The organism is Bacillus sp. FJAT-27245, from assembly GCF_001273955.1.
GTDB lineage: Bacteria > Bacillota > Bacilli > Bacillales > Cytobacillaceae > Bacillus_D.
In genome coordinates this window covers 1993771-2020722 of the sequence record NZ_LIGI01000001.1, presented here as the reverse complement: position 1 = coordinate 2020722, position 26952 = coordinate 1993771, and the positions used below count along the sequence as shown (strand labels likewise).

General features: G+C 46.8%; 25 protein-coding genes. 8 read left to right on the top strand and 17 right to left on the bottom strand.

Going from position 1 to position 26952, the window contains the following annotated elements; genetic code table 11:
- Positions 1-73: 73 nt before the first annotated feature.
- The gene (locus tag ADU24_RS09710; RefSeq protein WP_053366442.1) at positions 74-1648 is read left to right on the top strand and encodes a M2 family metallopeptidase; all 1575 of its coding nucleotides are present in this window, start codon (positions 74-76) and stop codon (positions 1646-1648) included.
- Between the two features lie 100 nt (positions 1649-1748).
- On the opposite strand, the gene ADU24_RS09705 is transcribed toward ADU24_RS09710, so the two are convergent.
- The 10 genes from ADU24_RS09705 to ADU24_RS09655 all read right to left on the bottom strand — a co-directional run bounded on the left by ADU24_RS09705 (position 1749) and on the right by ADU24_RS09655 (position 12003).
- Complete coding sequence (locus ADU24_RS09705) at positions 1749-2606, bottom strand: MBL fold metallo-hydrolase (protein WP_053366441.1); 858 nt, start codon at positions 2604-2606, stop codon at positions 1749-1751.
- Positions 2607-2926: 320 nt separating this feature from the next.
- Positions 2927-4276, bottom strand: coding sequence for an ABC transporter permease (locus tag ADU24_RS09695; protein ID WP_053366439.1), 1350 nt, complete (start codon positions 4274-4276; stop codon positions 2927-2929).
- Complete coding sequence (locus ADU24_RS09690) at positions 4273-4962, bottom strand: ABC transporter ATP-binding protein (protein ID WP_053366438.1); 690 nt, start codon at positions 4960-4962, stop codon at positions 4273-4275. The genes ADU24_RS09695 and ADU24_RS09690 overlap by 4 nt, the downstream gene beginning before the upstream one ends.
- A 36-nt stretch (positions 4963-4998) precedes the next feature.
- A complete protein-coding gene (locus ADU24_RS09685; protein ID WP_053366437.1) occupies positions 4999-5520 on the bottom strand; it encodes an RNA polymerase sigma factor in 522 nt (173 codons plus the stop codon).
- 47 nt (positions 5521-5567) lie between these two features.
- The gene (locus ADU24_RS09680; RefSeq protein ID WP_053366436.1) at positions 5568-7532 is read right to left on the bottom strand and encodes a DUF6449 domain-containing protein; all 1965 of its coding nucleotides are present in this window, start codon (positions 7530-7532) and stop codon (positions 5568-5570) included.
- Entirely contained in the window at positions 7507-8406 is a 900-nt protein-coding gene (locus ADU24_RS09675; RefSeq protein WP_053366435.1) for an ABC transporter ATP-binding protein, read from the bottom strand. The genes ADU24_RS09680 and ADU24_RS09675 overlap by 26 nt, the downstream gene beginning before the upstream one ends.
- A gap of 1 nt (position 8407) precedes the next feature.
- Positions 8408-8785 carry a GntR family transcriptional regulator gene (locus ADU24_RS09670; protein WP_053366434.1) on the bottom strand — a complete coding sequence of 126 codons (378 nt, stop codon included), beginning with the start codon at positions 8783-8785 and terminating at the stop codon, positions 8408-8410.
- A 701-nt stretch (positions 8786-9486) separates the two neighbouring features.
- Positions 9487-9789: a hypothetical protein gene (locus ADU24_RS09665; RefSeq protein WP_053366433.1), complete on the bottom strand. Its 303-nt coding sequence runs from the start codon at positions 9787-9789 to the stop codon at positions 9487-9489.
- Between the two features lie 161 nt (positions 9790-9950).
- Positions 9951-10196: a hypothetical protein gene (locus tag ADU24_RS09660; protein ID WP_053366432.1), complete on the bottom strand. Its 246-nt coding sequence runs from the start codon at positions 10194-10196 to the stop codon at positions 9951-9953.
- Between the two features lie 430 nt (positions 10197-10626).
- Positions 10627-12003, bottom strand: coding sequence for an MATE family efflux transporter (locus ADU24_RS09655; RefSeq protein ID WP_053366431.1), 1377 nt, complete (start codon positions 12001-12003; stop codon positions 10627-10629).
- 419 nt (positions 12004-12422) lie between these two features.
- On the opposite strand from ADU24_RS09655, the gene ADU24_RS09645 reads away from it, so the two are divergent.
- On the top strand, positions 12423-12788 hold the full coding sequence (locus tag ADU24_RS09645) for a hypothetical protein (RefSeq protein WP_053366429.1): 366 nt from the start codon (positions 12423-12425) through the stop codon (positions 12786-12788).
- 55 nt (positions 12789-12843) lie between these two features.
- On the top strand, positions 12844-13206 hold the full coding sequence (locus ADU24_RS09640; RefSeq protein WP_053366428.1) for a hypothetical protein: 363 nt from the start codon (positions 12844-12846) through the stop codon (positions 13204-13206).
- A gap of 104 nt (positions 13207-13310) precedes the next feature.
- Here ADU24_RS09640 and ADU24_RS09635 read toward each other — a convergent pair whose 3' ends face one another.
- Positions 13311-13553 (bottom strand): glutaredoxin family protein, encoded by a 243-nt coding sequence (locus ADU24_RS09635; RefSeq protein WP_053366427.1) that lies wholly within the window; start codon positions 13551-13553, stop codon positions 13311-13313.
- Between the two features lie 181 nt (positions 13554-13734).
- On the opposite strand from ADU24_RS09635, the gene ADU24_RS09630 reads away from it, so the two are divergent.
- Positions 13735-14196, top strand: coding sequence for a hypothetical protein (locus ADU24_RS09630; RefSeq protein ID WP_053366426.1), 462 nt, complete (start codon positions 13735-13737; stop codon positions 14194-14196).
- A gap of 46 nt (positions 14197-14242) precedes the next feature.
- Here the strand turns inward: ADU24_RS09630 and ADU24_RS09625 are convergent, their stop codons facing one another.
- From ADU24_RS09625 to ADU24_RS09615, 3 genes are all read right to left on the bottom strand, one after another.
- Positions 14243-14986, bottom strand: a complete 744-nt coding sequence (locus ADU24_RS09625) for a hypothetical protein (RefSeq protein ID WP_053366425.1) — start codon at positions 14984-14986, stop codon at positions 14243-14245.
- A 127-nt stretch (positions 14987-15113) separates the two neighbouring features.
- A complete protein-coding gene (locus tag ADU24_RS09620) occupies positions 15114-15863 on the bottom strand; it encodes a Cof-type HAD-IIB family hydrolase (RefSeq protein ID WP_053366424.1) in 750 nt (249 codons plus the stop codon).
- A 91-nt stretch (positions 15864-15954) separates the two neighbouring features.
- A complete protein-coding gene (locus ADU24_RS09615; protein ID WP_053366423.1) occupies positions 15955-16698 on the bottom strand; it encodes a polysaccharide deacetylase family protein in 744 nt (247 codons plus the stop codon).
- Between the two features lie 102 nt (positions 16699-16800).
- Between ADU24_RS09615 and ADU24_RS09610 the strand changes: the two genes are divergently transcribed.
- Positions 16801-17217 carry a VOC family protein gene (locus tag ADU24_RS09610; protein ID WP_053366422.1) on the top strand — a complete coding sequence of 139 codons (417 nt, stop codon included), beginning with the start codon at positions 16801-16803 and terminating at the stop codon, positions 17215-17217.
- Positions 17218-17597: 380 nt separating this feature from the next.
- On the opposite strand, the gene ppc is transcribed toward ADU24_RS09610, so the two are convergent.
- The 3 genes from ppc to mtnA form a co-directional block, all read right to left on the bottom strand.
- Positions 17598-20354 (bottom strand): phosphoenolpyruvate carboxylase, encoded by a 2757-nt coding sequence (gene ppc, locus ADU24_RS09605; protein WP_053366421.1) that lies wholly within the window; start codon positions 20352-20354, stop codon positions 17598-17600.
- Between the two features lie 125 nt (positions 20355-20479).
- Complete coding sequence (locus ADU24_RS09600; protein ID WP_053366420.1) at positions 20480-21121, bottom strand: L-fuculose-phosphate aldolase; 642 nt, start codon at positions 21119-21121, stop codon at positions 20480-20482.
- A 103-nt stretch (positions 21122-21224) separates the two neighbouring features.
- Positions 21225-22268 (bottom strand): S-methyl-5-thioribose-1-phosphate isomerase, encoded by a 1044-nt coding sequence (gene mtnA, locus ADU24_RS09595; protein ID WP_053366419.1) that lies wholly within the window; start codon positions 22266-22268, stop codon positions 21225-21227.
- 323 nt (positions 22269-22591) lie between these two features.
- Here mtnA and ADU24_RS09590 point away from each other — a divergent pair, with 323 nt between their 5' ends.
- The 3 genes from ADU24_RS09590 to ADU24_RS09580 all read left to right on the top strand — a co-directional run bounded on the left by ADU24_RS09590 (position 22592) and on the right by ADU24_RS09580 (position 26941).
- The gene (locus tag ADU24_RS09590; RefSeq protein ID WP_053366418.1) at positions 22592-23536 is read left to right on the top strand and encodes an aldo/keto reductase family protein; all 945 of its coding nucleotides are present in this window, start codon (positions 22592-22594) and stop codon (positions 23534-23536) included.
- A gap of 180 nt (positions 23537-23716) precedes the next feature.
- A complete protein-coding gene (locus ADU24_RS22540; protein WP_082306864.1) occupies positions 23717-23869 on the top strand; it encodes a YpzG family protein in 153 nt (50 codons plus the stop codon).
- Positions 23870-24829: 960 nt separating this feature from the next.
- The gene (locus ADU24_RS09580; RefSeq protein WP_053366416.1) at positions 24830-26941 is read left to right on the top strand and encodes a transglycosylase domain-containing protein; all 2112 of its coding nucleotides are present in this window, start codon (positions 24830-24832) and stop codon (positions 26939-26941) included.
- Positions 26942-26952 lie beyond the last annotated feature (11 nt).

Here is a 26952-nt window from a genome sequence, read left to right as displayed (position 1 = left end):
TAGCGGTTTCTTTTCAATTGATATACAATTTTTAGTATTAAGACAATTTTATGGGAGATAGGGAGAGAGCACAATGCCTAATGTAGAAACATTTTTGCAGGAGTTAAATACGGAGATGGAAACGCTGTTAAAGAGCGTGACTGAAACAAGCTGGATGGCGCAGACGACGGGGGACGCTGAATGGGCCGACAAGCTGACAGAAGCAAGCACCGCGTTCAGCCTGTTTTTCGCGAATAAGGATACATACGAGAAAGCACAGCAATATTTAAAGGAAGAAGGCCTTAATGAGGTTCAGAAGCGCCAGCTTGAATTGTTCGTCAATAGCATGAAGCGGAACCAGCTTCCCGAAGAGATTCTCGCCGACCTGTCAAAGCGGTCTTCGGAACTGAATTTGCGATTCAACACCTATTCGCCGGAAGTGGATGGGAAAGCTTACTCTGCCAATGACATCCGCGACGTGCTGACGAACAGCAACGACCTGGAGCTTCGCAAAAAGGTTTGGTTCGCGAGCAAGGAAGTCGGCCGCGAAGTCGAGAAGGATTTGATCGAGCTTGTTAAGAAGCGGAACGAGGCAGCGCGCCTGCTTGGCTATACCAATTATTACGAAATGGCATTCGAGCTTCAGGAGCTTGACCAAAATGAAGTGATTGGCATTTTCAAGGATTTTGTTGAGCAGTCCGATGCTAAATACCGTTCGATGAAAGCGGAACTTGATGGTAGGCTTGCTGAAAAGTTCGGGATTGATGTGTCGGAAATCCGCCCGTGGCATTACGTCGATCCATTTTTCCAGGAAGCGCCTCCTTCCGATGCCACTAACCTGGACCGTTTTTACAAGGGGAAGGACCTTGTGCAACTGACGTCCGACACGTTCAATGCGATGGGCATCGACATTACCGACCTTTATGAAAAGAGCGACCTGTACCCGCGGGAAAAGAAAAACCCGACAGCGTTCTGTACCGACATTGACCGCGCTGGCGATGTCCGTGTCCTGTGCAATTTGACGGAAACAGCGTACTGGATGGAGACGAACCTCCACGAATTCGGGCATGCGGCGTATTTTAAGTATATCGATTCAAGCCTGCCGTTCGGCCTCCGCTCCTACAGCCACACGCTGACAACCGAAGCAATCGCGATGCTTTTCGGAAAAATGGGCAAGGATCAGCGCTGGCTGTCGAGGTTCCTCGGTCTTGACGAGGCAACCGTGTCCGAACTGGCTCCGGAACTGGAAAAATACCAGCAGCTGCAAATGCTCATTTCCGCGCGCTGGATCATTACGTTCGTCTTTTTTGAAAAAGAGCTTTATGACAATCCGGACCAGGATTTGAATTCGCTATGGTGGAAAACCGTCCAGGAAATCCAGCTCGTCACTCCTCCGGATGATGTGAACAATCCGGATTGGGCGGCGAAAATCCATTTCACGCTTGCGCCGGTTTACTACCACAATTACGCTTTGGGCGAGCTGACGGCAGCCCAGCTACAACGCTACATTGAGCGGACGATTTCTGAAGAATTCTTCACCGAAGAAACCGGAAAGCTGTTGATTGAAGAATTTTTCAAGCCAGGCGCCCTTTATCCATGGAACGAAAAAATCGCCCGGGTAACAGGCGAAAAGCTGAATCCTCAGTATTTTGTTGAGTTGTATTGCTAGTTGGATCATGCCCCGGGCCGGGTTTCGGCTCGGGGTTTTGTGTTTTGGAGCGGGGCTGCCTGGACTGGATGGTTTGGTTTTTTTCGTATATTCTTTCGTTTTAATGCGTATTTTTGTCAACGTACTTGCCGTAATCAGGTACGGCAATCTGATCAAATTCATTGACGAGTTTTTTCAGGCTTGAGGTTAGCAATTCTCCCGACATTGGCAGTCCGTGGCCGGTAACAGCTACAGATGGCCTTAATGCCTCAAGTTTGTTGACGGATTCCTTGGCGGTTTCCCAGTCTGTTGTCAGGTAGCGTGGAGGCCCGCTTATTTCCTGTTCCTGGGTAAGCACCTTATACAGGTATTCCTGCTTTACCGTAACAAATGCATCACCAGCGATTAACGCGCGGTCTTTTTCCCGGAATAATGACACATGGCCTGGAGAATGGCCGGGTGTATGGATCCATTTGAACCCTGGCATATGTGGAACAGTCCCGTCATCAGGGAGGGTTTGGACGTTGTTCCCCAAGTCTATCGGTTCGTTAGGGAATATAGGCGACATTTTCGCTACCATGCCGCCTTCAACCGTGGGGTCAGGATCCGGGTAACTTTTCTGGCCTGTCAGGAATGGCATTTCCAGTTGATGAGCATAAACCGGAACACCCCATTGTTTAACGAGTTCAATAACTGCCCCGACATGGTCGAAATGGCCGTGGGTTAAAATGATTGCTTTCGGATGGCTGTTTTCGCCGAATCGTTCTTCGGTGGCAGAAATGATTTCTGCTGCCGATTCAGGCATTCCGGCATCAACCAAAACAAAATCATCAGTTTCAGGATTCCCCACTAAACAGATGTTGACAATTTGGATCGTGTAACAGTATAAATCGGGCAAAACCTCAATCCCCATCCCACTCCCGATGGAAGTTGCCGGAATGAATTTGTAATCACTTCCGTAGTTCATTTGTTTGTCCATTGGATTTCCTCCTTTGGCGATATCAATTTCATTGGATATTGTGCCCTAATTTTTCTATTTCCTATTTCGCTTTGTTGTTTTTATCTTGTACCTGTTCATCTTAGTATGGGCTTTCTCGTTTGAGTTGATTGACTTTGATTCTGAATTTCGTTCTAACAATGTGTCACTCTCATGATCATTTGTGCGACCCCTTTTTGGGAATTCATCCATCTTTGTCTCTCTTTTCTGTCTGTATGGCAAACAAAAAATATTCATAATGATGAATTTCCACCAATCAAAAAAGAGCACCCCGGCCAACCAAGCCTGGGTACTCTCCTAATTTATACTTCCCTTCTCAAAGCGCTTAACACATCAACCTGGGTGGCGCGTTTTGCCGGACGCATGCCCGACAGAATTGTAACGATGTAACAAATAACAAAGCTGATGACTGGCAGCGACCACGGGATGCTGCTGAACGTCAAACCTTCCGGCGGATTTTCGCCGAACGCCTGCTTGATGATTAGCGGCAGGCCGAAATTGACGGCAAAACTAATTAAGTAGGCGACCGCCGTCCCAATCGCGGCGCCGATAATGCCGATGTAGCTGCTTTCCAAAAGGAAGATGCTTTTAATTGTTTTCGGGTTCGCCCCGATTGCTTTCATGATGCCGATATCCTGAGAGCGCTCGGTAACCGCCATCGTCATCGTGTTGTAAATGCCAATGGAAGCAATCAGGACAGCGATGGTGCCAATGAAGATCAACCCGGCTTTTACTATCATGAACATCGTATTCACATTCTTTAGCTCACTCACGACCGAGTAAACATAATACTTATCCTTCTCAAGTTTATCTGAAATTGCCTTTACCGCTTCAAGGTTTTTCGCGTACACCTTCACTTCATCATAGGAATTGTCCGGCCGCGGCTCAATTTCCATATCGGGATTGTTCTGGTCCTTTATCATGCCGCGTGGGGTTCCTGTGAACTCTTCAATTTGCTTCATAAGGCCTTCGGAAATAAAAACGGTTCTGTCGTGCATCCATTGCTTTGAAGGTTCTTTTCTGATGCCTGCCACTTTTACCTCGAACGGCTGCTTCACTTCTTTTCCATCCTCGAACTTCCGGACAGTCAGCGTCAGCGTTTTTCCAAGCAACGATTCGCCAACCTGGTATTCTTTCTTTATTTTTCCATGATTGTCATACAAGTCATCGCCTTCAAAATTCTTCGGAACAAACCCATCAATGAAATTGTAGCCGAGGATAATCTCGTTGTCTTTTTCAGCAACCTTTCCTTCGGACAATTCAAAGCCGGCTTTCAGCTCGGAAGGCATATGCGTGACCACCGTTTGGGCGAAAGCTTCATGCTTACCATACTCAAAGTGCCCGTCCTGCTGAAGGTTTTTCCTCCTCGTTACTGCCTTAACATTATCGATTTTCTCAAACTTGGCAATATCTGCATCGCTTAATTGATGGTATCCATCCGTACTTTCCTGCTTCCCATGCACCTGTATCTCGGTGACAATCTGCCGCTCGGTGATTTCCTTTACGACAGATTTATGAAGCCCGAATCCGACTGAGGCGAGGACGATGAGGAATGCGCTCCCCATTGCCGCCGCCAAAATCGTCATGAACACGCGTGTCTTACTTTTCTTCATATTTTGCCGGACGAACCGGAACTGGTCTTTCAGCTTCATGCGTAAACCCCCTCAAACACCCTGCCATCCCTAAGTTCAATCGTCCGATGCCCGACCCTTGCCACCTGTTCATCGTGTGTGATGATTAGGAACGTGATGCCGAGCTCGCGGTTCAGCTGGACGATGAAATCAAGGAGTTCCTTCTCCGTTTCACTGTCCAGGCTGCCCGTCGGCTCATCTGCAAGGATGATTGGCGGGTTGACGACAAGCGCCCTTGAAATGCTGACACGCTGCTGCTGGCCGCCGGACAATTCGCCCGGATAATGGTCGCGGAATTCGAGCAGCCCGACTTTCTCAAGCATCTCCTCGGTTTTCTTTTTCCTCCGCGACTCGCTCATTCCTTGTAAAACGAGCGGCAATTCAACGTTCTCGTACGCCGTCATGCTCGGGATCAGCTGAAAGCTTTGGAAAATAAAGCCCACATGCTTAATCCGGAAATCAGCAAACTTCGCCTCGCTCAAGCCAGTAACCGTTGTTCCGTTAATCGAAATTTCTCCCTGCTTCGGACGGATAAACCCGCTTACTAGGTTCAGAAGCGTCGACTTCCCGGACCCGCTCCGCCCAACGATTGTGACAATTTCACCCTCGCCGACCGTAAGTGAAACATCCTTCAGAACGGGAATCACCGTTTTATGCCCCTTTTTCCCAATCTCAAAATCATGGGACAAGTTCTTTATCGATATCATTCGAAATCTCCTAGTCTAGTAAATTTTTCAAAAAAATCATGCAGGCTGCTTATCAAGCACCGCTTTTTTCAAATGGAGCCGGGCCCGGTACAGCCTCGTCCTCACCGTTCCCGATTTCAGGTTCAGGACAGATGCAATCTCGTCCTCCTTCATCCCATAATCAATCCGCAGGACAAGAACATTTTGGTACTCCTTACCCATCCGGTAGACGGCACCGCGCACTTCTTCCTTAAGGGCCATAAATTCAATCTTCTTCTCGGTCGATTCAGCAGCTCCCTGTTCCGAAATCCGTTGCTCCATCACGGTCTGGTCCGCAGGCATCCACCGTTTCCGCTTTTCACCCCTGACGAAATCAATCGCGGTCCTTCTTGTCACTGAACCAAGCCATGCGGCAATTTTCCTAGTATCCTGCAGCGTACTAAGCTTTTTATATGCTTTTAAAAAACTCTCCTGGACAACATCCTCAGCGAGGTGGAAATCCCGAGTGATGCTGTATGCGATTTGTTGCAGCTTCCCCGCGTACGTTGAATACAGTTGGTCGAAATCCAGCTCCTTCATTTGGATGGACCCCCTTTCATCCTGAAAAATTCTCTTTCTGTCAAAAATCATTTATCAAAATGGCTTTTAATGAATTCCGGGACATTGTTTTCATCGAATGACCTCATTTCCTTCATTCCGTACTGTTTATAAACAACAACCGCGACATAGCCTTCGTTTTCGCCCCAGCCCCGCCCTGATTGTTCCAAAGCGCGCTGGATATCCTGTTTTTCTTTAATGATTAGCTTGTTTGAATACGGCATTAAAGGATTGTCGAAAAATTCACCCGTATACCGGCTCCTCCAATCCTGGGAATTTTTTAAAACTGCTATATATTCGACATCTTTCGCAGAGATGCTTGCTTCCTCCAACAGCCCCAACTCATTCAGCCAAGCCGCAAACTCGTTGTATGATTTTTTTAAATCAAGCTGGACAGAACCCTTGTAGGACTGGATTTCGATGATTGATTTTGTGCCGACAGGCTTTTTCCATTCTTCATATGACTCGTTTTCAACTTCCTTTTTTAAGATGGACAGAGCTTCTTTAACCTCGCGGCTCTCGGAAATGATTACCTTTTTGTTTAACCCAACGCCATCATGAATGACAATTTGCCTTAACGAAGATTCTTTTATTTTGAAAATTGGATTGATTGAATGTTTATATTCCTTGGAAAGCTCAAGCGGCCTGAGCCATGATTCATATTCATTGGGATTGATGTTGTATTCCCGGACAACTTTCCCGCCGTCTTTCAGTTCATACGTTATGAAAAATTGCTGGGTTATCCGTGGTTCCCGGCTGTTGGATTTTCCCTTTTCAATAATCGTAGCGTGAAGTTCCCTGGCCAGTTCAATCGCCTCTTCACCCTTCAGCGGAACCGGCCGGTAGAGTGCATCGGTATCGTCGTATATGCGTAAATAATTCGTAATCAACACGCTCTCTATTTCTTTTTGGGCAGGAATATGCTTTTCATATGGGCCAAAAGCCTGCAGCCCCAAAATCATCACGGCGATTATACCCGCATAAATCGCGAAACCACGGAAATTGTTGAAGACACGCCATGTCTTTTGTAAAACCATTTCGGCAACAAAGTATCCGATACTCGCTCCAAAGGCATAGCCAAATACCATCCATCCAAAAGAGCGCTGGAAATCACCGAAATACATCCCGCCGAGCATCATTGTGCAAACAGTCACTCCGAATTTGAAGACAACTTTCAGTGAATCGAAAGCAATCGCATCGGAGGCAGCCTCGGTTTTTCTTTTTTGATAGATGAATAGGCCGAGCACATACAGAACAGCCGAGATGGCTATGTAGACGAGCACTTCCATCCAGCCAATATGGCCTTTTGAAGTTTCAAGTACGGTAAAATTCGTGAGCGGCGACAAGTATTCAAGATTGCGGACGCCATAATAGCTGCTTGGAAACCCGTAAAGCAGCATACCAAGATTGTAGATGACCAAAAGCGATATGCCCGCGGGAAACAGGAGTAAAATATACGTGAGAACCGCCTGTACCGCGGAAATTCCGGTAACCATCGCGACAAAAACCCCCGCGAGGTAAAAAAGGAAATTAAAAACAAGCGTCAGCCCAGTCCAGATCGCAATATCCTCAACAGACATATACAAATTCCAGCCGTATACGGTGTGCAGGACAAGAATGATTACACCAATCAGCAAAATCGGAAGAGCCAAAAAGACCAATCCGGCTACAGTATAAAAATTGTAAATATGCGTCCTTTTTATCGGCAGGCTGTGCATAAGGTCCGACCACTGCCTGACGTGAAGGTAGCGGTAAAGGAAAACCGATAACAGCACAGGCGCGGCTATCAATAATACGAATTGAATACCAAATTCGTATAGGAACAAAGTTTCCTGTGGTGCCCATCCGTGGATATCCCTGTCCGCATACATCATCATCATCCGGATCGGCAAGATGAAGAGCAGGACGAGGAAGTATACGATCGAAATCCAGCCGACACTGCGTCCGATCTGAAGAATCATATCTTTATTAAACAATGACATTCTTGATGGCATACCCAATATCCCCCATTTCATAGATGAAAATTTCTTCAAGGGTAAGCGGAAGCCAATCGAAAATAACTGGGCTGGTCTTTTTAATCAAACCTACTATTTCGTCTTCGCTGCCCCTCACAATCAGGACCTGCACACTCCCCCTTCGTTCGGAGTGAAGCACATTCAATTGTTCAGTCAGGCCCTGTGGAATCCCATCCTTGTAAGCCAGCTGTACTTTGTGGATGTCTGACTTCAAATCATCAATATCTTTTTCGAGAAGGAGTTTTCCTTTATGTAAAATGCCAATATGATCGCAAAAATCCTCAATCTCGCGGAGGTTGTGGGATGATACCAAAATCGTCATTTCCCTTTCGGCCACATCCTGGACGAGCAGGTTTTTTACCTTCCTCCGGACAACAGGGTCCAGTCCATCCATCGGCTCATCGAGGATCAGGAAATCCGGCATCGCCGAAAGGCCAAGCCAAAACGCAACCTGCCGCTGAACCCCTTTTGAAAACGTATGGATTTTCTTGTTCATATCAATCTCGAAAACTTCCTTTAATTTTTCAAAACGCTGTCCGTTCCAGCGGGAATACATGCTCCGGTAAAAATGGGCCATCTGCTTCGTCGTGTACTGAGGCAAAAAATACGGCTGGTCGGGGATGAAAAAAATCCTGTCCTTCAAGGCTGTATTCCCGTAAACAGGCTCCCCGTCCAACGTGATTTCGCCGCTGTCCTGCCTGTAAATTCCGGCAAGCATCTTAATCAAGGTCGTCTTTCCTGCACCGTTCGAACCAATCAATCCATATATCGAACCATGCCCGATGTTCATGTCGACACGTTGAACGGCAGGCTGGCTGTTAAAAGTTTTTACCACACTATTCATTTGAATCATTTCAGTCTGCCCCCTTCTTGGCATCTGTCTCTACAACCATGGCCTGCAGCTCCTCCACCGTCACGCCAAGAAACAATGCTTCTAAAATAAGCTTCTCTAGTTCCTGCTTCACCTGCGAAATCTTCTCCTTCTCCATTCCTTTTGCAATCGGGTTGACAAAGCTGCCCTTGCCCTTCAGCGAGTAAATGAATCCTTGAATCTCCAACTCGCGGTACGCCTTCTGAATTGTATTCGGATTAATTGTCAAATCCTGCGCAAGAGTCCGCACCGACGGCAGCTGCTCATCAGCCTTCATCACTTCATTGACAATCAGCTCCTTCAGCTTCTCAACAAGCTGCTCATATATCGGCTTCCGGCTCCTAAGGTCAAGATCGAACATGGTGACCCCCTATCTGTACTACGTGTACTAGGTGTACTATTACTCTTAATACAGTTGATTATATTCGATGGTTTGGAAAAAGAAAAGCATTTTGTGGAAAAAATTTTAGGAACACTTTCCGCCAAACTTTTTCCAATAAAAAAAAACCTATTTCTCTTAGAAAAATGGGTTCGGTTTTGAAGTGCAAAATTAGAATTGGCAGTGCCTTTCGTAGTGTATTTCGCAAATGAATTCGCAAACACTTATGCAGTAAAATTAGCACGAAAAAAGCCCGGAGCAAGTATGCTTCGAGCTTACTTTATAGTAGCACGTTGTTTAAGATACGCACCCGATAGTTTAAGTGCAATCCTTCACAATTTAAAATACTATTTTTTCGTTACCTTAGTATATAACCAAGGAATCCCAACAAAGATAATAATTCCTGAAAGAAATGATAGGAAGATGAATTGACTTATAACCTTCATCAAGAAAAGCACCGTTAACGCAACTACGACAAATATCCTCCAATACAGAATTAAGTTTTTCAAAAAACCTCTCCTCTTTTATTTGCATCGAAAAGCCGTTTAAATATAGATTATCCCAAAAATTTTAACGACTTAATGTAGTAAATTCATCATCCTAACTGAATATTCCTTCCTTCACTATTCTACCCCGTTTGTTCAATATGTGGGCGGCAATACTCCTATTGACCAATCGCCCAATTAGTTAAAGATGCTATTTATAATGGGTGGAGAAAGAATTAAGACTATGGAACTTAGTATTAGTATTTTGGAGAGCTTTGGTGGGAGCTTTTCTCTCCCTTCACCCTTATACCAACCTGAAAACTGCCATCTATTTCTGTAAAGAACAAAAAGGATAACATAAATCCCAAGCACGCAAGCCCATCCATATTGTTCCATATTTATACCGAAATCAGAATATAATGCTCCAACTGCATATCCTAAAATACTTCCAAGAAATAAAAATATCAAAATAATACGAGTTAACTCTAATAATACCCTCAAATCAGAACCTCCCTATCAAATAGTTCTAATCCCTCTAGTTTCAACATAATTATCCATTTTTCTATTTAATGCTTTAGATAATCTTCTTCAACATAACTCCCTCTTAGTACAAGAAGGAATTCACTACATCATTCTTCAGCAGTTCATCGTATCCAGCGATTTTATTGATTTTTAGAGTTAGAATTCAGTAATTCTGCCTCTATTTCTTCATCTGGCACTAATACCTCTTTATTGTTTTGATCCTTACCTTTAGGTATCAGCATTAAAATACCAAGAATAAAAACGATTAAAATGAGCAAAACAGAAACAGTATGCAAACTTTGCCCTGCTGCCATAGCAACTTGCAATAAAATTGAGGCTGTAAGTAGTGATAAACTAATTATTAAAAATCCGAATAACTTAGACATAACTCCCCAACTCCCTTTTTCAATTACCTGCCGTTATTTATATTTATTCTAGTATTTACTACGGATTCCTTCTTCCGCTAAACTCCCTTATCTTGAATAAGTTCTCTTATCATTTTAACATAAATATCCAAAAACACGTTTATCATTTTCGCCCCCCGCTTCTTTTGGCAATTACATCCGAATTGGCAATTCGACAATTACTTATGTCAGCTTCCTAAATGGGATTCGGATTTTAGCTAAAACATCTTTAAATGCACAAAAAATCTTGTTACATCAACAAAAAGATGCAGTCCAATTCAGTTGTGAACTGGACTGCTAATTTGAGTGTAAATTAAGTTTTTGTACTCCCAAAAAAGAATTCTTATTTTTTCACCATAAAGTTTTTGAAAAGCCTCCCTAAAAGAAAAAAACCTTCAATCCGTTTCCCGGATTAAAGGTTTTCTGCTACTAAAGCGTCTTCGCTTGGAAATTTGTGTTTCTGAATGTAGAGGAGCCTGGAGGACAGCGCGATTCCTGCTGCCAAAAGACCGATTGTCAGGCCAATCCAGTAACCCGGAGCGCCAAGGCCGGTATTGTGTGCCAACATGTAACCGATCGGCAAACAGACGAGCCAGTATGCAATCAGCGTCATGATGAACGCAAGATTCACGTCCTTATAACCGCGGAGTGCGGCAAGCGCGGTTACCTGGATGGCGTCGGCAAATTGGAAGAACAATGCGTAAATCAGGAATGATCCGGTCAGTGCGATAACAGCCGCGTCATTCGAATAAAGGCCGGCGACCTGGTCGCGGAACAGCACGACAAGAGTTCCCGTACCCGTTGCGGTAATAATGGCCAGGATGATGCCAAGCCAGCTGTAAGCCCGGGCATCCCGGTACCTGCGCGCGCCTACTTCGAACCCGACGAGGACCGTTTGCGCCATCGAGATTGAAATTGGGACCATGTACAGGAACGAAACAATATTCAAAGCCGATTGGTAAGCCGCGATCGTTGTGACATTGAATTTTGAAATAAGGATCGTCACAACGGCGAACATGCTCGTTTCAAAAAAGAGCGAAAACCCCATCGGAATTCCGATTTTCAAAATTTCCGAAAAACGCCCACTCGAAATTTCTTTAAAGTTGTTAAGAGACACATAAGCGGAAAAAGGTTCCTTCGTTTTGATGATAAAGGCCGTTATTCCCGTAATAACCCAAAACGTTACGGATGTCGCAATCCCGGCACCCGCCCCGCCCAGTTCCGGGAATCCCAGATTTCCGAAAATAAGTACAAAGTTCAGAAAGAAATTGACCGGCAGCGCCATCAGGAGGATAACCATGACAATTCTCGTTTTGCCGAGCGCATAAATGAATGAACGCAGTACGTTGAAGATGAACAATGGAATGATTCCAAACCCGAGATTAACGAGGTAGTTGTGTGCAGTTTCATGGACACGCGGATGCAAATCCATCGCGTTTAACAGCGGATTCAGTACAAGCGCCCCTGCGACGATGACAATCAGCGCAATCCCGATTGCAAGGTAGATACCGTGTGAAAGGATTGAGGAAACTTCGTGGTCTTTCTTTTCGCCAAACTTTTGTGCTGCAATTGGCGAAACTGCGAGCAGGATTCCGCTCAAGCCAACGAACACCGGATTCCAAATCGACGAACCGATTGCCACTCCGGCAAGGTCGGCCGGATTGTATTTCCCCGACATAATCGTGCTGAAAAACACCATCGAAAACATCCCGAGCTGTGTAATCAGGATAGGAATCAGCATAACAAAAATTTGTTTGATTTTTTCTTTTGTTGTAAATGTCTGATACATCTCAATGCTCCTAAAATAACAATATGGCAGGTTAACCATTTAACCCATAGGATAGAGTATACCAGACTTGGCGGAATAGGAAACATTTTGCTTATGAGGCGTGAAAGCTTTTTTAAAAAATGAGGAAGCAATACCGCAGCGGGTAATCAAAGAATTATTGTGTAAGTGAAAAGCATTTTTTTGTTTAAACCAATTTGTCGATGGAAATATTTTGAATAATTCGGCTATATCGTTTATTTTGTAAATAGTGGGATTTTTTATGAAGATTATTCGAATCGCCGTGACGTCTTTGCATAACATGAACATATTTTTTAAAAAAAGCAGCTGTGTATGCATACTTTATCCCTCTTTTTGCCGCGGCAGCTTCGGCCATCCTTGTAAATGTGTCCTGGTAGAAAAAATTAAAGGGGAGTCAGTCAATGGTCTGGACCACAGTAATTCGAAAAATTAAAGCTGGCTTGCTGGCAATTCCTTTATCCACCCTTGCCGTTTACATTTATCATTATAATGAAATTGGGATAGCAACTTTGTGGATGGTCTTTCTCATTTTTGCTTTGGCGATTATGACGTATGGATTGGCGGCCGCCTGCTTCGCTGAATTTGTTTCAAGAAAACTATCCTCTGGAACACTGGCATTCCTCTCACGATTCATTCTTCACATTCTCTTTGGGCTTGTCTTAATTGGCGGCAAATTCATGGTCATCTACAGCCTTAGCGCCTCGCTGATTTTCTTATGTGTCGATGAAATCCTCCGGGTAAAGGGGCGAATTCCTGAAGAAGCCTAATCGTTTTTAAAATTGCAGGAAAATTTAAATGACTTTATGAAAATGGGGGAATTCGATGAAAAGGAAAAAATTGATTGCTATCTCATTTGTTTCTTTACTTTTGATTGTCAGTGCGATATTAATGTGGACCAAACCAACCGAAAGCCAGTATGCAAGCTGGATGGAAGAAACCTACAAAGTCCGGTGCCTGGATTATAACTGTGATACGTTTAAACTAATTTATTCAGAAGTTAATGAACGGAAGGAACTAACTATGACTTCTGTTTATGGGAGCTATTCTCCAGGTATTTTTATGATCAGAAAGAATAATAGTTATCGGAATTTGGAGGATCCTTCCTATATTTTAGACCTTAAGGTCAAAGGTATCTTTGGTAAAATCCTGATCGAAAATGAAAGAAAACAGTTATCTTTTAATTGATTGGCCTCCAGTAAAAGAGGCCATTTTTTTATGCATTTAACAGCCAATCGACAGTCTGGATTGTTATGTTGATCGCCTTTTTCCCGTACAGTTTGGTATGAAAATTATCTTTTCTTTGCCAGTTCAATAATCTCTTTCAGTTCATTCCGGAAGCCCTTAACCGCCTTATCCCCGTAAACCGTGACTGGCACCCCCAGGAAACCGTATTGTTCGACTTCTTTTTTAAAAAGAGGGTCTTCGGAAATATTTCTCGTCTCGAACGGTACTCCCTCCTCCTCGAGTACCCTTTTCACCATTGTGCACTCAATGCAGTCATTTGTCGTATAAACGAGAACCTTGTCGGCCAAATGAAACAACCCCTTTTCTATTTGTCAAGAAATTTATTTTGAAAATTCATAAAATTTACTCTTTTAGTAAGCGGTTTCACTGTTGTATACTTACAAAAATAAATGTATAAAACATTGTTTAAATGTTGCATATACATTTAACAATGATAACAGAGAAAAACAGCAAATGGGGGAAAACAGCATGATTTGTTTTTGCGAAGAGCTCGATAGCAAAAAATACGGGCTTGATGGGAAGGTTGTTATTTTGGAAGGCAGGGAGACAATCCTGCAGGCGTATGGGCTGAAAAGCGGCCGTTATTTGGAGCTGGCCGGAATTGACACACGGCTTTTGACGATGTTTTATAAATCGATGATGCCCGGAATTGACTGGTTCATCGTCGTTTACAATTACAATCAATTTTGCTCGGATCCGGAAGTAAAAGAAGCAATCATCTGGCATGAGCTCGGGCATATTGAAAATCCTGTGGAAAAGGACCAGCTGAATGTGGAATCCGAAATCCGCTGCGACGAGCTGGCAATTATGCGGGGCTACAAGGAAGGCATGAGGCGCGTCCTTGATATGACGCAGAAAATGGCCAGGGCTCTCAATAACAAGCTGCTCGACGAGATGACGAGCGAACGCTTAATGAGGATTACAGGGTAATGCCCGTGGTTGAACAATCCAAAACAAAAATGCGGCAGGAACTCGCCTACTTGAAAAAGAGGCCAATCTCCTGTCGCATTTTCTCTTTGTTCTCGGCAAATTGTTTATGCCGGTGGCCATTGCTTCCCGAAGGATGCGGAAAGCCAGACACTAAATACCGTGTATCCATCCGCCCGCTATTGCCGAGTTCCTCAATCACACGCCGGACGTTCACTCCGAGCGGAATGATGAGCGGCGCGTTCAACACCGAATGGTCCTTTGCGAAATAGGTTTCGATCTGTAACCGGAGCAAGTCCGTTTTCCACGGGTCCGGCCTTGAACCGTTATAATTTTTTCCATCAAAAAAGACCGCATGCGGCAGAATCGACGCGGTCTGGACCAAATAGTTTGATTTTCCGAAAAGGTCCATTGTCGTTGGAATCCTAAGGTGATTGGCGAGCCCAAGCTCGTCCAGCATAGCTACGAGATTTTTTCTCATTTGCCCTTCAAAGCTTGACCGCTTCTTCACTTCGTGGAGGATTTCCTCATCCGGTGCGTCCTTGCCACGAAAATCATGAACGGTTTGGTAAGCAACCCGCATCTGGTGCATGCCAGGGGTGATGCCGGCAATGAGGATTTTGGCATCTGTGTTTATGTATTCAAATGGCGAGTAAAAGATTTCGAGCTTCCGCTGTACGTCTTTTTCCAAAAGGAATTGCTCGCTCTTTAAGTCCTCGTCCCGCATTGGGGAAGGCAACGAGAAGATTTTCTGCTTATATGCTTTGAACATCGAAGTGCCAACGATTCCCATTGAGATTCCCTCCGCGAATTTTATCAAGTTTCCGTTGTTCCACAGTACTTATTACTTTTACATATTTACTATACCGATTCCATTCGATAGGTAAACCCCCCGCAACTCGCGAGGGGTCCATAGCAATTTATTTAGTTAAAACCCATTCCTTAATCGCCTTCGCAACCCCGGATTCATTATTGCTGGACGTAACCCAATCCGCCTCATCCTTCACGATTGGCTGGGCGTTCCCCATCGCGACCCCGAGGCCGGCCTCTTTGATCATCATCATATCGTTCATACTGTCGCCGACTGCCATGACATTTTCCATGCCAATCCCGAGAAATCCGCACACCTTTTTGAGGGCTTCCCCCTTATTGATCCCCACGGCATTGACCTCGATATTAACAGGGCTTGAATTGCTGATTTCAAGCTCCTTTTTTTCGCGGAGCAGCTTCAAAACCGCTTCCCGCACAGCATCATCGGGAATATCAAAACCGAACTTCAGCCACTCATGGTCGGCAAGGTTTTCCGGAATCTCGTTTCGGTAAACCCGCTCCGTGCTGATCGCCCAGAAGTCGGTCTTATGCTTTTTCGATAGGTCGAACATCCATTCCATCAACGGCAGGCTGACTGGATTCCGTTCAACAAGATCCCCCTCCGGACCCCAGATTTCCGCACCGTTGATCGTCACCAGGTAGGAAGACAATTCAAGTGAAACGGCATAATCCCGGCATGTCGCCAAATTCCGTCCCGTGCTGAGGACAACCTTAACCCCTTTCGCCTCCGCCTCCCGGATCGCCCTTTCATTTTCCTCCGAAACTTCATGACGGTCATTCAAAAGGGTTCCGTCCATATCAAGCGCAATCAATTTGATGTCCATTTGCCCCTTCTTCATTCCTCACACTCCAAATTCTCTCAATTGTTCTAGTGACCATCTTAACACGTTGCCAAAGCGGATGAAATTGTTATGCCTTGGAAGACAGCCGTCATCCCCCTAATTCCCCCGCGGCAATCCGGGCAAACTCCTCCAGCGAAGTCGAATATTTCACATATGTACGCGGTAGTTCGAAGTTCTCATTTGGCGCACTACTTTTCACAAGAGGTCCAGGCGTCGTCGTCAACCCGAACTTATAGTACTTTTTCGTTTCGTCGACCACTTTCCGGTTCACCGTCCCATAAGGGTACGAAATCGCAATCACCGGCTTCCCCGTAATCCGCTCGATTTTCCGCTTCGACTCCCCCAGCTCATACTCATAATTCGTGATTTTCGTCAGATCGGGATGGGTTGCCGTATGCGACTGGACCGAGAACATCCCCGACGACGACAGCTGCCGCAAATCCTCTTTAGACAAACGGTTCCTTTTCCCGATAAAGTCGGAAATAACGAACAAAGTCGCCGCCGGCCGGAACGTTTCACCCCTTATTTTTGAAAAAATGGCCGCCACACTCAGGTTGTTCTTATAGCCATCATCGATCGTTATGAAAATCGGTTTCACTACCCGGCCCGCTTCATCCCAGCGTTCTAACGTAAGCGGCGTAAAACCGTTCGCTTTTAAGTATTCCATCTGACTTTGAAAGTTTTCCGGCGTCACATACAGCTCCTTCTGGCCAGTGCCTGTGAATTCCGCGATTGAATGGTATACCAAAATCGGGATTTTCTTTTCGGCATATGTCTTTGCCGGGGTTAGGAGAACAATCGCCGCCACCACGATTGAGATTAGCTTCTTCATCTTTTTTCCCGCCTTTGTTAAAATATTTCTTAGTTTGAGGCAGGAATCGCAAACTTATTAGGGAAACTATTTAAAGAACATTTTTAGGAGGAGTGAGCGTTTATGAAACAAGTTATAACACCTTATTTAAGCTTTAACGGCAATGCGAGGTCCGCGTTGGAGCGGTACAAGGAGGTTTTCGGAGGGGAACTGGAGCGGGTCCAAACGTATGGGGAAGCGAATTTCCCGACGCCGCCTGAAGCCGACAATCTACTCATTCACGGTCGCCTTCGTGTTGGTGAACTGGTCATCATGGTGTCCGACGCTGGACCAGGCCGTGATGTAACAGCCGGTAACAATGTTTCGCTCGTCCTTGAATTCGAGAGCGAAGAGGAAATCAACCGCGTGTACGAGGCACTTTCTAGGGATGGGTCCGTCTTCATGGAACTCCAGGACACCTTCTGGGGCGCCAAATACGCAAAAGTCCGCGACGAATTCGGAATCATCTGGGATCTGAACTTTGAAAAGGGACAGCAGTAAAATAGTCTGAAAGAGGAAGCCGTGAATTGCGGCTTCCTCTTTTTAAACAACTAGATGACTGACAATGTTTGGGCTTGGCCTAGAAAATGTGTCGAACAGGTTTAAAAGAACATCGGCAAGTTTTAGACAATGGAGCGGTGAAATCCTTTCTGTCCAAACATCGGGGTTCTTAGGACTACTTCCATTTAGATTTCACTTTGCGTCCCAACATCGAATATCTTTGGACACACTCCCCATGAGATTTCTCCTTGCTGGGCGGCGCGAGATCAGTTGCGAATTGCTTTGCCATTCCAATAATAGCGAACCACCCAACGCAAAGAGGGACACTTTAAAAGTGCCCCTCCCCTGGCCAGCCCAATGCACAGCCAGCCTTAACTATATCAACCTGTATTCCTTAAGCCGGCGGCAATTCCGCTGATCGTAAGCAGAACCTGGGTCATGAGCTCCTCATCGGGCTCGTCCATTTTCCTCAGTTCCTTAATCAACTCGACTTGGATGAAGTTGAGCGGATCGACATATGGATTGCGGCGTTTGACGGAGTCGCGAATGTTCGGTGAGTGCTCGAGTAGCTCGTCATCCTCCGTAATCGCAAGCAGGATTTCTTTTGTCCGGTTGTATTCTTCTTCAATGTTCCCGAAAATCCGGTCCCTGATTTCCGTATCCTCCACCAGGGCGGCGTATTGCCTTGCGGTCGTGATGTCCGCCTTCATGAGCGCCATCTGGAGGTTGTCGATGGTCGAGCGGAAGAATGGCCAGTTTTCATACATTTCCCGTAGCAATGCCAAGTTCTCTTCACTTTTACGAGCAAAGCTCTCCAATCCTGTACCTGCAGCATACCAGCCTGGCAACAGTTGCCGGCTTTGCGTCCAGGCGAATACCCACGGAATGGCGCGAAGGTTTTCGAATTTGGCGCTGTTTTTCCTCGCCATTGGCCGTGAGCCGATGTTCAGCTCGCCAATTTCAAAGAGCGGCGTGGCTTGGTTGAAATACGTGAGGAAGTCCTTGTCCGCGAAAACAAGCGACTGGTATTTCTCAAGCGATACGGAGGAAATATCCTCGATTGCCTGGACAAACCGTTCATCAAGGATTCCCTGTTCCGATTCGGTTGAAACATGGGCCGCCACCTCAAGCATCGTCGATGTGGCCTGCTCAAGGCTCCGGTAGGCAATATCTTCAAGCAAGTAGCGTGAGGACAATACCTCGCCCTGCTCGGTAATCTTGATTCCATCGCCAAACGTTTCAGCCGGCTGGGACAGCAGGCTCCTGTTCAGCGGTCCGCCGCCGCGGCCGAGCGAACCGCCGCGTCCGTGGAAAAACTTCAGGCGGATGTTATGTTCCCTCGCCATTTGATGGATTTCAAGCTGTGCCTTGTACAGTTTCCAGTTGGCGGTCATCGTGCCGCCGTCCTTGCTGCCGTCGGAATAGCCAAGCATGATTTCCTGGCAGTTGMCGAGCATTTGCAAATGATTCCTGTATACTGGCATATTGAATAGCGTTTCAATAATTTTCGGCCCGGCGGTCAGGTCATCGATTGTCTCGAGAAGTGGTGCGACATTCAAATACGACTCGACCTTCCCGTCTGCATGGAGCTTATAAATGCCCGCTTCTTTTGCCAAAACAAGAACTTCAAGAAGGTCACTTACCGATTGGGTCATGCTGACGAGGTAAACAGAGATGGATTGTTTCCCGAATTCCTCATGCGCCTTTTTGATCAACTGGAAGACGTTGATTATTTCCTGCGTTTCTGCCGAATAATCTTCGTGCAAAAGCAAAACCGGCCTTGGGTCGGCGAGCAACCGTTGAAGAAGCTCCTGTTTTTCTTCTTCGCTCAGCGACTTGTAATCCTCCGCAATCCGGACCTTCCGGAGAATTTCCGTAATGGCCGCTTCATGTTCGCCGCTGTGATTACGGATATCAAGGGTTGCGAGATGGAAGCCAAACAGTTTGACTTGCCTGGACAATTTTTCTAAAAGCTTCAGTTCATGGTTTGCGGGATGGTGCTGATAAACGCTCCGTTTAATGAGTTCAAGGTCAGCGAGCAGCTCCTCGGGCAGCTTGTAACCGGACTCGTCCCGGCCAACATTTCTGACACGCTCAATCATGACAGCGAACTTCCGTCGGTACTGTTCCTCGGCGACTGACCAGCGCTTGTCTTCAGGCAAATAGGCCTGTTCATCCTTTGCGACCGACTCGATTAGCTCATCGCTCACCTTAACACGGGCGGTTGAATGGCTGAACCGCCTCATTAGTTCGACAAGCACTTCCCGGTATTTTTTTAAAACCAGCTTACGGTGCCTCGTCAGTGTTTCCCACGTCACATCGGACGTAACATGCGGGTTGCCGTCCCGGTCACCGCCGATCCAGGATCCAAATCTCAGGAAAGTCGGCACCTTCCAGGCTTCTTCCGGATAATGATCCGCGAGGCATTCCTCGACTTCCTGGTGAATTTCAGGCAGCACGTCAAATAGCGTATGATCAAAATAGTACAGGCCATTCCGCACCTCATCGATTACGGTCGGCTTTCTGTCACGGAGTTCATCCGTCTGCCAAAGGGCGGCCACCTCGTTAAATAGGCTGCCTTCAATTTTTTTCCGTTCCTTTCTTGCCAGGAGAGGATTGTCAAGGTTTTTCAAAAGGTCGGCAATCCGCTTCTGGATTTCGAGGATTGACCGCTTCGTCGCTTCAGTCGGATGCGCGGTCATCACAAGTTCCAGTGACATTCCGTCCAGCACTTTTTTGAGGACTTCGGCGCTGATGCTATGTTCCTTCAATGAGAGAATGGCACTTTCTATCGAGCCGGGTTGCGCGTTCGCATCTTCCCGCAGCTGATACTCACGCCGCCTCCGGATACGGTGGTTCTGTTCGGCGACGTTGATTAAATGAAAATAAACGGCAAATGCACGGATAACCTGGTTCCTTAGTTTCGGATCCAGCCCGGTAATTTCCTTTTTCAATTCTTCAAAAATCGTTTCCTCGAAAGTCTCGCGGAGAACCTTGAATTTAAGCCGGAGTTTTTCGACCGTTTCAAAAAGCTCCTGCCCGCCGTTGTATTGCAATATGTCCCCGAGGATTTTCCCTAGCATCTTCACATCCCGCCTAAGCGGAAGGCTGCTGTCATTTGTTTTCAATTCCGTCATCGTCTCACCTTCCTACATACTGCATTACAGTAAAGTTTTTTATTACTATAGCACGAAAGTATCTTGTTTGTTTATTTTTTTAGTATGATTTTTTTAAAAAATTAAAATAAGCCTCCACTGGAAGCTTATTTTTGGCCATACGTTTTGAATTTTTCAGCGAGCGTCGCCATTTCCTCTTCAGGCAACAGAACCGGCTCACCGATTGATTTCGTCTGATAATAAATTTGCGAGCAAAACTCGATTTCTTCGGCAATTGTGAAAGCTGTCGCGATATTATGCGCTCCTGCGATCACCCCATGATTTGCGAGCAGGACTGCGCGCCGGTCTTCCATTCCTTTGAATGCCGCTTCGGCGAGCTCCTTCGTCCCAAATGTTGCATATTCCGAGCAACGAACATTCGGCCCTGCATAGGCAACGAGATAGGAAACAGCCGGCAGTTCCCACCTTAGCGAAGCGATTGTTTTCGCAAAAGGCGAATGGGTGTGGACGAGTGCGTCGATGTCGTCCCTTTTCCGGTAAAAAATCAAATGCATCTCCAGCTCGCTCGACGGCTTGCGGACGCCATCGACCACGTTGCCATCAAGGTCGACAACGACGATATCCTCCGGTTCCGTCGAAAAGTAATCCAGGCCGCTCGGGCTGATGGCGGCAAGGCCTTTTTCCCTGTTAAAAATCGAAATGTTGCCGCCTGTCCCTTTTGTCAGGCCGCTCGTGATCAATTTTTTTCCATATTCAACGATTTTCTCTCGTTCGTGTTGCAACAGCATGCGGAATCTACCGCCTTTTTTAGTAGTTTAAGATGACCGTTTTGCATCGCCTGAACTGGATTGAAGCTGGTCCCAGTTGGTGTTGGCCAATTTTCCCAAAAAATCAATAAAATAATTTCTTCAGGTTTTCCTTATATGGCGCGCGGACGATGCCTTTTTCGGTGATGATGGCCGTTACGTTTTCGTTCGGCGTGACGTCGAAGGCCGGGTTGTAGACCTGGATGTCCTGAGGCGCGGAGAATTGCCCGAAGCGGTTGATGACTTCGTGGGCGTGGCGCTCCTCGATCGGGATGTCCTTGCCGGTTTCGGTGCGCATGTCGATTGTCGGTGTTGGTGCCGCGACATAGAACGGGATGCCGTAATGCTTGGCGAGGATGGATACGCCAAGGGTGCCGACTTTGTTCGCGACATCGCCGTTGGCTGCAACGCGGTCGGTTCCGACGATGACGGCGTCGATTTTGCCTTGCGACATGACGACCGCTGCCATGCTGTCGGTGATGACGGTTACATCAATCCCGGCGCGCTGCAGTTCAAGTGCGGTCAAGGTGGAACCTTGGAGGCGCGGCCTCGTTTCATCGGAATAGACCTTGATGTCCCAGCCTTTTTCCTTCGCCAGGTACATCGGCGCGGTTGCGGTTCCGTACTTTGTTGTGGCGAGTGCTCCGGCGTTGCAGTGCGTAAGCAGGCCCATTCCGTCGTTCATGAGGGTTAGTGCATTTTCGCCGATTTTGCGGTTGATTTCTTCGTCTTCCTTATGGATGGCAATCGCTTCTTCAAGGAGTTTCGCCTTGATTTCATTTATAGGTTTCTCCTTAAGTGATGCGGCGGTGTTTTCCATCCGCTCAAGCGCCCAGAACAGGTTAACCGCGGTCGGGCGGGATGTTGCGAGATAATCGGATACTTCTTTTACTTTTTTGGAAAAAGATTCGTAGGAGTCTTCGGGTGTGTCCTTGACGCCAAGGTACAGCCCGTATGCGGCCGCAACGCCAATCGCCGGTGCTCCGCGGACTTTCATGACCTGGATTGCGTCCCAGACGCCTTCCGCGGTCGTAAATGTTTCATATACTATTTCATTTGGTAATAGTGTTTGGTCAATCAATACAAGCCCATCATTTTTCCACTCAATCGTAGTCAACGGTTCAGCCACGCCGAATCCCCCTTTTGTCTATCATGCCTTGGTTGTTCTATCCTCTCCGCCTTCAGTCTATCACCTGCAGGTTCATACGGACAAGCAAAAATCCGTTTGAAAAATACGAACAGAGTCAGGCACCAGTAGAAAAATGTCGAAATGCGAACGGGGCCTGTCACCACCCGAATTTTGGCGAGGGGGCGTTTTATTGTTCGTCCATCAATTCACCATAATGGTGTTATGTAAACAAAACCTCTTTCTTTTATAAATTTCCTCCTTTACATAAAAAACCCAATATAGTACGTTTATTACGTAATCCGAAATAATAAGGAGTGATCGGAATGAATTATCGCAGGTTGGGGAAAACGGGGCTGAAAGTGAGTGAAATCAGCCTTGGAAGCTGGCTTACATATGGAGGATACGTTGAGGAGCAAAATGCGGAGGCGTCGATTGACAAGGCATATGAACTTGGCATCAATTTTTTCGATACGGCCAACGTTTATATCCGCGGCGAGGCTGAAAAAGTGGTCGGCAAAGCTCTTAGCAAGTATCCACGGGAGTCTTATGTGCTTGCCACGAAAGTGTTTGGCAAAATGGGTGAAGGCCCGAATGACAAAGGCTTGTCTCGCAAGCATATCATCGAGCAGGCTAATGCCAGCCTGAAGCGACTCGGAACGGATTATGTCGACCTTTACTATTGCCACCGGTATGACCCGGAAACTCCCTTAGAGGAAACGCTTCGGGCGTTGGATGATCTCGTCCGCCAGGGGAAAGTGCTGTACATCGGCGTCAGTGAATGGACTGCCGAGCAAATTTCCGAAGCGGTCCACCTTGCCGATAAGAAACTGCTCGACCGGATTGTCGTGAATCAGCCGAAGTACAGCATGCTGCTGCGTTATATCGAGGATGAAGTGCTGCCGGTCAGCATGAAGCACGGCATCGGCCAGGTTGTGTTCTCCCCTCTCGCGCAGGGCGTCCTGACCGGAAAGTACAAAAAAGGCGAAGGCATCCCAGCCGGCAGCCGCGCCTCCGTTGAGGGGTATTCTAACCTGTTCGGGCTGCTAACGGATGAAAACCTCGAGAAAGTTGAACAGCTGAAAGGAGTCGCGGCCGAACTGGATTTGAGCCTTTCCCAACTTGCCCTTGCGTGGATCCTGCGCCAGGAAGGCGTTTCGAGCGCGTTGATTGGCGCGAGCCGCCCGGAACAGGTCGAGGAAAACGTCAAAGCTAGCGGCGTCAAGCTCTCGGCCGATGTGCTTGCTGGTATTGAGGATATTCTCCGCTAGATTAACCGGGAACCTCCTTGTAGATAGGGTTCTGACTCTTTTTGACGGTTGGCTGCCGTGGCCAATGTAGTTGTTTGTTAAAAAGCCGAACCTGTTTAATTTGCGCGGTTCCAAGAAAAGATAATACTGGCACCCCTGTGATGCCAGCGTTTCACCAAAATCCTGCATAGAGGTGATAAAATGAGCTACAAGGATTATCTCGATCCGCGTTCAGGTCTTTTTCACCAGGCGTTTCAAAGCCGAAAGCACACAAAGTCGCAGCTTAACGGCCAAACGAAAATGTCACAAACAGACATCATCCTGAGGAGCAACGCAAAAGCGCACCGCTGGTGATGGCTGGCAGGAGAAACGTACATGCGGCACCCCTAATTAATGGAGGGGTGCTGTTTTTTTTATGTGCAGGGCATCCTTTAACATGATGGAGCCGTGTTTTTGTTTACGAGCAATCCTATTACTTTGAGGGAGACTGCGTTTTTTTGCGCGGCAACCTACTACATGGGGGTGACTAGTTTTTTTGCGTGGCATCTTATTGCTTGGGGGGCCGAATTTTGAAGGTGAATCCTTCTTTTTAATAAGGGGTAGCGTTCATTTGAACGGCATTTTTATTTGCGGTAGATGTTTCTTTTTCAGGTCCCCTTTTCTCACACGGCGGTGCTGTTTTCCCATCGTAATTGTGTCTAAAATTTGACAGTTTTCGATAAGTGGCTTGTAATTTTCGATAACTTGAAAATTCTTTCGATATCCCGCCTGAAACTTTCGATATCTGCTTAAAAGTGGGGGATATAATAGGTTGGCCCCAAATCTGCCTTCCCTTCCGGCGTCAATCGGACCGTTTTTTCGCAAGGTATTGCCTCTGAAATGTGCAATTCCAGATATCTATTAAAAAGTTCCGGATATAATTATAAATTCCCCGATAAAGTTGAAAAAGTCCCGATAAGCACGTAAATTCCCGGATAAACGAGGAAAATTCCCGATAAAAACGAAATTGGCGTCTCATTCATTTTCCAAACCCAGAAACCAACCCATCATATTTATTAAATGCCATCAAAACCCCTAAAAAGGGTGGAAACCTAAACCTAGAACAGCCAAGACAAACCCATTAAATTGAACAAATGCCGGCTCGCTCTTATTTCGGCCGAAACCTTCCTGCCAGCGATTTAACATCCTGCCCCCTTCCACTATCTTCCTGAACTTTGCCTAAATCCCCCTTTATTGGTATGTATCTATTTTGACATTGCCGTCTCTTTTGGTATCCTTCTGCTATAAGCTAAATCGATTGAAGGTTGGTTTCTTATGGAAAAATTGCATCCTATTTGGGATAAATTGCGTCCCTATTGGGAAAAAGTGCGCCGTTTTTGGAAAAAGCGGCATTTGACTCAGATTATTTTATTGGTTGCATTAATTACACTTCTGGTAACGATTCTGTTTTTCGCATGGCTTGCGAGCCGAGCCAATGTGGAGTCCCTGAAGGAGGGGCTCAGCCAGTCGACGGTTATTTATGATAGAGATGGGGTTAAGGCGGCGGAAGTAACGGCCAACCGTATAGGTGGGACAAAGATTGACGAATTGCCCGACCGTGTAAAAAATGCGGTCATCTCGATTGAGGATGAGCGTTTTTACGAACATCATGGTTTTGACGTCAGAGGGATTGCCAGGGCGTTCTTCGGCAACCTGTTTGCCGGACGGATTACGGGCGGCGGAAGCACGATTACCCAGCAGCTTGCGAAAAATGCACTGCTCTCTCCTGAACAAACGTACCGCAGGAAAGCCGAGGAATTGTTCCTCGCAGCAAAACTTGAGCACACGTATAAAAAAGATGAAATACTTGAAATGTACCTAAACCAGGTTTATTTTGGCAGCGGCGCATGGGGAATCGGTTCCGCTTCACAGCGTTATTTCAATAAAAACATAAAAGATGTGACGATTAGCGAAGCCGCCCTCCTGGCTGGATTGCTCCAGGCCCCTTCCGCCTACGATCCGTTCAATCACTATGACCGGGCGCTGAAACGAAGGAATGTCGTACTCGCAAAGATGCACGAACTGAACAAAATTTCCGATGCGGAATACAAGCGCGCCGTAAAAGAAAATATCGCCCTCAGCGATGGCCAGGGCACAAAGGTTAAAAGGAAATACCCGTACTATGTGGACGCGGTCATCAATGAAGCGAGCAAAAAATACGGGCTGACACAGGATGAAATTTTAACAAGAGGCTATCGGATTTATACGGAACTTGATTCCAATTTGCAAACTTCACTTGAAAAAGTATACCAGCGCGATTGGCTCTTCCCGCGCGGACGTGGTGGGGAAATCGTCCAAAGCGGCGCGGTGCTGATTTCGCCGAAAACAGGCGGGGTTATGGCCGTTGTCGGAGGGCGCGGTGAGCATGTATTCCGCGGCTTCAACCGCGCGACACAGCTTAGGGCCCAGCCAGGTTCAACGATGAAGCCGCTCGCCGTGTACACCCCGGCGCTCGAAGAAGGATTTTCACCGGACTCCGAGCTCGTAGATGAACCAATGTCATTCAATGGTTACACACCGCAAAACGCGTCAAGAAGGTTTTCCGGAAAAGTTCCAATGTACAAGGCAGCCGAGCAATCAATCAATGTGCCGACCGTTTGGCTTCTGAATGAAATCGGCGTCAGCAAAGGCGCGGAGGCAGCGGAACGGTTCGGCATCCCAATCCAGAAGGAAGACCGCAACCTTGCCTTGGCGCTTGGCGGGATGCACAACGGCATCTCCCCTCTCCAGCTCGCATCCGCCTATTCGGCATTCGCAAACGAGGGCAAGCGGCATGACCCGCATTTCATCGTCCGGATTGTCGGCCCGACCGGCAATGAAATCGCGAGCCACAAGGACAAGACCGTGAAAGTGACATCTAGAAGGGTCGCCCGCGAAATCACTTCCATGCTGCTTGGCGTCGTGGAAAATGGCACAGGGAGAGCGGCAAAGGTCCCGGGGCTCGATATTGCCGGGAAAACAGGTTCAACCCAGGTGCCAATCGAAGGTATTAATGGGACGAAGGATCAATGGTTTGCCGGCTACACGCCGGAAGTTGCCGGAGCGATTTGGCTTGGCTACGACCGGACCGACCGCGAGCATTATTTGACGACGAACGCTTCACAGGGAACCGCCCCGATTTTCAGGGCAATCATGCAGGAGGCAAAGCCATTCTTGCAGGAAGAATCGTTTGGCATCGCTGTCGCCGGCGAGGAACCGGAATCGTTTTTTTCGAAAAAAGAAATTCTCGCCCAGACCGAGAAATTGAAGGAAGAAGTTAGCCAAGCTGCTGAAACGATCAAACAGGAAGCCCCGAAATGGAAAAAGGCGCTTGATACGGGCGTTGAAGCGATGATGGACGGACTTGGCAGGCTCGCTGATAAAATCCAGGAGCTGAAGAACAGGTAGTATTCAAAGCC